Below are 6,502 nucleotides of genomic sequence, written 5' to 3'. Positions count from 1 at the left end.
ACATTTTTATTTTGGCGAAAAGGGTCAAACATATTTTGGTACATGGGGGCAATTTAGACTGGCACGAGGGGGCAACGCTCACTGGATTTTCCACCCTATGCATATTGTGCTAATAATCCTTTGAAATACATAGATCCAACAGGAAAAGATTGGGTTTCAAGAGGTATAGCTGGTCATACTTATTTCTATTTTGATGCAGATGTTAAATCTGCGAAAGATATGAGAGAGAAGTATAATGGAAATATAAAAGGGAAAATGACTTATATAAATGAGGGAGCTCAATTAAAAGTTAAAATAAATGGTAAAAGTATGTCTTATACTTTTAGCAATGAGAATAAATCTTTTGTGGATGCAAACGGAAACGCTTTAGGTGACATGGATATTCTTGAAGGGCAAAAATTTGCAGTTTTAGGAGTCGGAGATAAAAATGTTGATGGCTCAACTTTGCATGGTAACTATTTCGGTACATCAATGACGGGTCCTGATAACCCTTTAACAAACGATGGGACAGAAGAATATTATGGAAATCTACCATTTCAAACAAATTCTGAAACTTATTCAAAAACACATGATCTCGATTATAATAAAAGACAAGCTTCTGGAGTTAAGGGTGCATTAATTGATCCAGATGTACTAGGTGCTGATATACGACTTGCTGGTCGTAATGCGATTAATATATTTAACCCATCAATTACGGCAACGGAAAGAGCTCAATCAATAGCAGTTGCAACATCATTTTCTGTAATTTCAGCAGCTAAAATTATAATGAGTCCAGTTATTGCTCCAATTACAACTGTTTCAAAAGCAAATTATCCTAAAAGAAGCAAATGAAGCCACGATATATTTTATTCATTTTTATCTTGTTTATTCTTATTTGGGTAGGAAGTGCTTATCTGTTTAAACCAGGAAAGGATGTTTATTCAGAATCATATCATATTGAAAATATTTCATCTACAGAAGACTTGATTAATAAAATAAATCTATTTAAGAATAGTAATCCTCAATATAAAGCGTATCAACATGATGGTGAGGATTCTATTGAGTTGGTATCAACTTATAATTCCCAAATTGATGCTTATTATGTCTATTTTAATTTAAGAGATGATTCTCTAAATTTATTATGTAGGGTTCATGGAGATATTATAGAACTACTTAGATTTAAAAGGTATAATATTATAAGTGGATGGTCAAATATAAATTCTAGAAGAATAGAAAAAAAAGAGAATAAGCTGATAAAGAAAAAATTTCAGCAAGAAATACTATCCAGATTAAATGAGAATAAATAAATTAAAGATTTTAGTTTAAGAAAAAACAATAGTATTTCGAATGAATCAAACCATCATTATCCTATTAATGACATTTTGGGGAGTATCAATAAATTCTTACTCACAAACAGATACGATTAAATATGAACCAAACAACCCCATCGAGTTTGATACTATACCGTATATGATAAAAGATACCTATTTCACACAAGCCTATGATGAAATAGATAGAATGCTTGATGGAAAAGACAGCTTAAGTGTTAAGCGGGCTGAGTTTCTTGTCGAGTGGGCATATATGGAAGGTCAATTAAATTATGATACATTTTGCTATCAAATAGATAGTGTTACAACTATGCTTAGTCAATTTATTTTAGCGAACGGATTACAGCAATACAAGACTGCTGGAAATTTCGCTTTATTTGAATACTTTACCAAGCCTAATACACTTAATGGCAACATTCCATTCAAGTATGATTTTGAAGACTTTGCAGGAGAAAATGACTTTACAAAACTATTTGTCACTAAAGTAATGCGAACACATACAGGACAATGTACATCCTTACCTCTATATTATAAAATCCTAGCAGACGAATTAGGGGCAGATGCTTATATTGCTTTAGCACCAAATCATATGTATGTGAAACACCTGTCAGAAGATGGAAAATGGGTGAATATTGAACTGACCAACGGTCACTTCTCTACTGATGCTTGGATGATCTCATCAATGGATATCTCTGCTGAATCAATAAAAAACAAAGTATATCTGGATGCTTTAGATGATAAGAAGACAGTGGCTCATATACTGACGACTTTAGCTCAGGCATATAAAAAGAAATATGGGTATGATTACTTTACTCTTAAATGTGTGAATAAAACAATTGAGTATTTTCCTCAAAACATGCCTGCACTATTTATTAAGTTTAATACCCATTTGTATTTCGGACAACAGTATATTTCTAAGTACGGAGAAGTTGCATCAACCTTTAATAGTAATAATTACAAAGAATATAAAGCTACAAAAGCTCTTATTGAAAATTTAGGCTACAGAGAATTAAGTGCTGAAAACTATCAAAAGTGGCTTGATTCTATGGATGATGAATTGAAGAAGCAAAACAATAAACAATAAATCTATATACTTCATTAACGAGAAGGCAGGGTAATAGTCGTTAAGCCCCCCGTTTTAAGCTTTGGGGGAATGATTTTTTAAGCGAAGAAGTACAGCCGAAAAGCCTTGCAAAAATTGATACGATTACTTTTATGAAAAACTATAAGAAGTAGCTTTTATAAGAGAATCCCAATCAAGATTAAAGCAAATAATCTGCTGACTCAGATTCGTATTAGAAGATAATTTCATCCAACAACAAAAGGGAATTAGAAAGCCTGTCAGTTTAACTGCTGATAGGTTTTCTTTTTTTATTAACTGTCTATAATTATAGGAAGTATGGATGCAGATGACTTATTAGAAGCAAAGATTTATGTCGGTACTTACAGAAAGTACAACGAAGGAAGCTTATTCGGAAAGTGGCTTACACTCAGTGACTATTCCGATAAAGAAGAGTTTTACGAAGCTTGCAGAGAGTTGAATAAAGACGAAGAAGACCCCGAATTCATGTTTCAAGATTGGGAAGGGATACCCAAAGGCTTGATTAGCGAATCATGGATAAGTGAAACTATTTTTGAGTTGATTGAACAAGCAGATCAGATGAATAACTTTGATGCTTTTATGGCATTCTTAGACTTTACAGGTTATTCATTAGAGGACGAAGACTTAGGTTATCTTTTAAGCAAATTCAATGACTGTTATGCAGGGAAATACGATAGTGAAGTTGCTTATGCCGAACAGTTTGTCGAGAATTGTTATGATCTATCTGATTTTATGCAGACTTATTTTGATTATGAGAAGTTTGCTAAAGACTTATTCATGACCGATTATTATTTTGATGATGGAAGAAACACTGTATTCAATCGGAATTATTAGGACAGCATTAGTTTTACTTTTAAAAGAAAAAATATCAGTGTCCACCATTTCTTACAACCATAATATTTTGTAGCTATATGCTTTTCAATTAAATTTGTGGTAATTCCAATCCGTCAAAGCGTTGATAGTTGGAAGTACATTTTACTTGGAAAGCAAGAAAACGAATTATCCTCATTTAGAAAATCGCCAATTTTTCAACACCACGAGGATAGCGGTAATAAGCTTTCCACGTCAATTTGCATATATACTAGCGATAGTATTTATAATAAATGGCGTGGGACTTGTTACTCGTCTGTGGTGTGGGTGTTTGGCGATACCTCTAAATGGATGGGTTAATAAGTTCCCACGTTTTTTTATTATTAACCTCTTCATTGGGAACAGAAGAGAACACAAAACATTAATATTTAATGAGAAAATTCATCTTAGCACTATTTCTCGGTGCTCATTCCTCTTTTGCATATTTGCAGAATCAAATTTTATTATCAAGTTTAAACGACACACCCTTAAGAATGTGAATTATGAAGAATACTTATTTATTTGGAATTGTAGTAATTAGCATATTATTGTCATCTTGCGATCAAAAGAAAAATAATACAGATCGTATTGATTCATCAATTATACAAGAGGATAAAAAGACAGAATTTGCGAATAATATTGCAAAGTATGTTTATATAGAAAGAGGCGAATATGGTGATGTTTGGATTCTTCATAATGGGACTAATTATACTTTAGATAAAGTTATTGCTGAGTTTTCAGTAAAGAAAGATGATCCTAGTTCTAGAGGAAGTTCTCTTTATTATGATATTTCTATCGAAATAAACTACATTTCAGCAAATACTGATCATAAAATCACGAAAGGAGACATCTTGAAAGAGATACATCCTGCTCTATCTAGAATAAGTGGGGATTTCCTATATAATATTGAATCCTTTAGGTTAGTGTTGATAAAAAGTCAATCATTAGATATATAGACAAATGCTCAGGATACTTATATTGTTACTTGTAATTGGATTATCAGGTTATATTAAGGCTCAGAATAATCCTAAAGTTAGTTATGCTGTTAAATATATTTTTGATGATGAAGGCAATATTCTTAAAAGTGAAGCATATTTAAACTTTATGTTGGGAAATCTGTCTGTGAAAAGAAGTGGGTATACTAAAAATTGGAAATGTGAGAATAGAGGCCAGATTAAACATCAAGATGGTGATTTGACCTTTCTTTATTACTATTATTATCTTCCTACAATTAATGTTCAGATGTATATCAGTAAAGATCGGATCATAAAACATGGGGATACTTTCTATTATAGAATAATCTTTGATGGTCAAACTCAATTAGCATTATGATATGGATGATCGGTTTACTCTTGTTCCTTTTGGTTGGAGGGTATGGGAGTATTAAAGAAGGAATGGCGAAAAATTTTCATACCGCAACAATCTTAGGCTCTGTTATGATAACTATTGCTATAGTTTTGATTTTAGTATGGATATTTTAGAATCCAGTATTAATTATCTAACAGATCGGAATATTCCTGTTACTTCTAATAATAAAGGAACTTATTTCGAATTTGAAGAACTATCTTTCTATCTGGTTTATCCATTTGAAGGAGGACAAATCATACAGATTTTTGCTTGTGATGTGTTGAAGCTGAATAAGAGAAACAGAACCAAAGCACTGTGGGTGATCAATAAATTAAACTGTGATATGAATTATGCTAATATTAAAATTGGAATCTTAGATTTTCATGTTCTTGTATTTTCGGAAGCTGTTATTTCAGATGAAAGTGATATTGGGAAGTTATCCACTCTTACAGTTTCGATGCATAAAGCAACAACTGAGATTCGCAAACAGATGAAACGAAGAAGAGGATAGAAGAGTAGATTGATTAAAGAGTGATGAAATATGGGAGGGTATATTTTTCTTGAAATAAGAGATTTATATGCCCTCTTTAAATTTTATCCTACTTATATAAAAGTAGAAATAGAATGAATGATTAGAGAATATTAGATAATTTGTTTATTGTATAAATAACAGATTATTAGTATATTTATAGATGAAAAAATAAATTAAATTAGTATTAATCAAACCTTGAATTTGAACATTTGTTTAAACCATAGTTTAAACCACAATATATATTAAGATAAAATAAGACTGAATATAAGTTGTAAGGCTTTGTAGCTCAACTCGAACTGGCGAAAGCGTAGCTTTGGACAGCTTGATAGAGCATCTGACTACGGATCAGAAGGTTACAGGTTTGAATCCTGTCGAGGTCACAAAGGTAGATTTTAAAAGCGTGTAATCATTTGATTTACACGCTTTTTTATTTTGTGAAATTGAAATACTTAGAAAAGTACTTAGATTTTAGAATATGTCTTACTTGGCAAGAAAGTAATATCTGATATGTCGGTGCTGCTGAAAGAGTAAAAGCAAACACAAACTATATCTCAAGTTCTCTTCTTACATTTGTACTTTATTAATAACACAAAATTTATAGTATGAAAAAGGCTTTCTTTTCGATCCTTTGTTTAGGCTTTTCTATCTTCTCTTATTCGCAAGATCAGGTTGTAAATGGCAATCTTTTAGTAAATGGTATAATTGATAACGGTAATCTTAAAACTAATAAATTAAAATCCATTCTAGCAAGGATCGAGGAGGGAAATGCAGATGGAGAGGGGACATATATTGGTGTAAAGTCCTATTATAGTCAAAAAAAATCGGAGAATAATTATACTGAAGGTAGCATAAAAATGTTTAGTATAGAGCATAAATTTTATGGAGAATTGAATAATAGCATTGATTTCTACAGAGGTGGATCTACAATAGGCGGACATATCGGTATGTCGGTATATGATGGAACTGAGTATTTTAGATTCTCGAAAGCATTATTAGAGGTGCTCGGCACAATCCGTGCAACCGAAGTAAAAGTAGAGACCGGTTGGTCTGACTTCGTTTTCGAAAAAGATTACAAACTACCTACACTTCAGGAAGTAGAGAACCATATCAATGAACACAAGCATCTCCCCGATATTCCATCTGAAGTAGAAGTAAAAGAAAACGGTGTGAGTCTTGGTGAAATGCAAGCTAAATTATTGCAGAAGATTGAAGAGTTGACTTTGTATACAATTGAGTTGAATAAAACGGTAAAAGAGCAAGGAGAGAAAATTCAAAAATTAGAAGCTGAGAGAAATAATAATGAATAGCCCGAAAAAATGCGGTCTATTTGATTGTGTAAATGAAAATTTGGGATAATCCCGTTAT

Annotated in this window: 7 protein-coding genes and 1 tRNA gene; all 8 read left to right on the top strand. The window is 31.9% G+C overall.

Annotation, left to right across the window (positions count from 1 at the left end; all coding sequences use genetic code 11):
• Positions 1-120 precede the first annotated feature (120 nt).
• The 8 genes from K322_RS0107515 (at position 121) to K322_RS18880 (ending at position 6,444) form a co-directional block, all read left to right on the top strand.
• Positions 121-831, top strand: a complete 711-nt coding sequence (locus K322_RS0107515; RefSeq protein ID WP_026626336.1) for a hypothetical protein — start codon at positions 121-123, stop codon at positions 829-831.
• Positions 828-1,286: a hypothetical protein gene (locus K322_RS0107510; RefSeq protein WP_026626335.1), complete on the top strand. Its 459-nt coding sequence runs from the start codon at positions 828-830 to the stop codon at positions 1,284-1,286. Before K322_RS0107515 ends, K322_RS0107510 begins: the two co-directional genes overlap by 4 nt.
• Positions 1,287-1,326: 40 nt before the next feature.
• Positions 1,327-2,391, top strand: a complete 1,065-nt coding sequence (locus K322_RS0107505; protein ID WP_035331625.1) for a hypothetical protein — start codon at positions 1,327-1,329, stop codon at positions 2,389-2,391.
• A 315-nt stretch (positions 2,392-2,706) separates the two neighbouring features.
• Positions 2,707-3,243, top strand: coding sequence for an antirestriction protein ArdA (locus K322_RS0107500; protein WP_026626333.1), 537 nt, complete (start codon positions 2,707-2,709; stop codon positions 3,241-3,243).
• 518 nt (positions 3,244-3,761) lie between these two features.
• Positions 3,762-4,214: a hypothetical protein gene (locus tag K322_RS0107495; protein WP_026626332.1), complete on the top strand. Its 453-nt coding sequence runs from the start codon at positions 3,762-3,764 to the stop codon at positions 4,212-4,214.
• A 512-nt stretch (positions 4,215-4,726) separates the two neighbouring features.
• Positions 4,727-5,116: a hypothetical protein gene (locus tag K322_RS0107480; protein ID WP_026626330.1), complete on the top strand. Its 390-nt coding sequence runs from the start codon at positions 4,727-4,729 to the stop codon at positions 5,114-5,116.
• A 296-nt stretch (positions 5,117-5,412) separates the two neighbouring features.
• Positions 5,413-5,517: transfer RNA gene (locus tag K322_RS0107475), tRNA-Arg, on the top strand.
• 222 nt (positions 5,518-5,739) lie between these two features.
• Positions 5,740-6,444, top strand: a complete 705-nt coding sequence (locus K322_RS18880; RefSeq protein WP_035331622.1) for a hypothetical protein — start codon at positions 5,740-5,742, stop codon at positions 6,442-6,444.
• Positions 6,445-6,502: the final 58 nt, after the last annotated feature.

The sequence above is a fragment of the Indolivaga capnocytophagoides DSM 22835 genome (genome assembly GCF_000426485.1).
GTDB classification, from domain to species: Bacteria; Bacteroidota; Bacteroidia; order Bacteroidales; family Dysgonomonadaceae; genus Dysgonomonas_A; species Dysgonomonas_A capnocytophagoides.
The sequence above is the reverse complement of the archived record's forward strand: the minus strand, read 5'-3'. Positions and strand labels throughout refer to the sequence as shown.

Bases quoted from the DNA above. Each gene is read 5' to 3' on its own strand.
- K322_RS0107510 (WP_026626335.1), top strand. From the start codon at position 828: ATGAAGCCACGATATATTTTATTCATTTTTATCTTGTTTATTCTTATT.
- K322_RS0107505 (WP_035331625.1), top strand. From the start codon at position 1,327: ATGAATCAAACCATCATTATCCTATTAATGACATTTTGGGGAGTATCA.
- K322_RS0107500 (WP_026626333.1), top strand. From the start codon at position 2,707: ATGGATGCAGATGACTTATTAGAAGCAAAGATTTATGTCGGTACTTAC.
- K322_RS0107495 (WP_026626332.1), top strand. From the start codon at position 3,762: ATGAAGAATACTTATTTATTTGGAATTGTAGTAATTAGCATATTATTG.
- K322_RS0107480 (WP_026626330.1), top strand. From the start codon at position 4,727: ATGGATATTTTAGAATCCAGTATTAATTATCTAACAGATCGGAATATT.
- K322_RS18880 (WP_035331622.1), top strand. From the start codon at position 5,740: ATGAAAAAGGCTTTCTTTTCGATCCTTTGTTTAGGCTTTTCTATCTTC.